The sequence below is a fragment of the Pseudoalteromonas sp. SK18 genome (assembly GCF_001974855.1).
Classification (GTDB): Bacteria; Pseudomonadota; Gammaproteobacteria; order Enterobacterales; family Alteromonadaceae; genus Pseudoalteromonas.
The window spans coordinates 1-437 of record NZ_MTQB01000076.1; the positions used below are offsets into that span (position 1 = coordinate 1).

At 41.2% G+C, this 437-nt stretch carries 1 protein-coding gene; it reads right to left on the minus strand.

Annotation, left to right across the window (positions count from 1 at the left end):
- The coding region (locus BW139_RS18210) for a DUF885 family protein (protein WP_139336355.1) at positions 1-437 on the minus strand (437 nt) is incomplete at both ends.

The window sequence follows — 437 nt, forward strand, 5'->3', positions numbered from 1 at the left end:
TGGTAAGTCAGTATAACCAACGCTTTCTCGACTATTAGGAATATACTGATTAGCTAAAAAGTCACTCATGCTTTTATAAGCCGGTACTAAGTGCTGCGTAATCAATTGACGATACTGCGCTGTAATTTTTTGCTTTTGCTGTGCACTAAACGATTCTGGTAATTTTTTAATTGGTCCCCAAAATAGTGAGTCTTCGGCATTTTTAACTACATGAGCCGCAAATTGTGGCTGCAGTTTTTCAGCAAGTGGTTTTGGTAACGTAATACCTAGTTTAATACCTTGTGCCAGTGAGCGCTCTACACTGGCAAGCCACTTTACAAAACCTTCGCTGCGCGAGATAAAAGCCGTGTAATCTTCAACTGTATTAAACGGCTGAGCACTTTGACCTGAACCAAAACCTGCAAAGGTGTTATGCGCACCTGCCATCTGGTTAATTG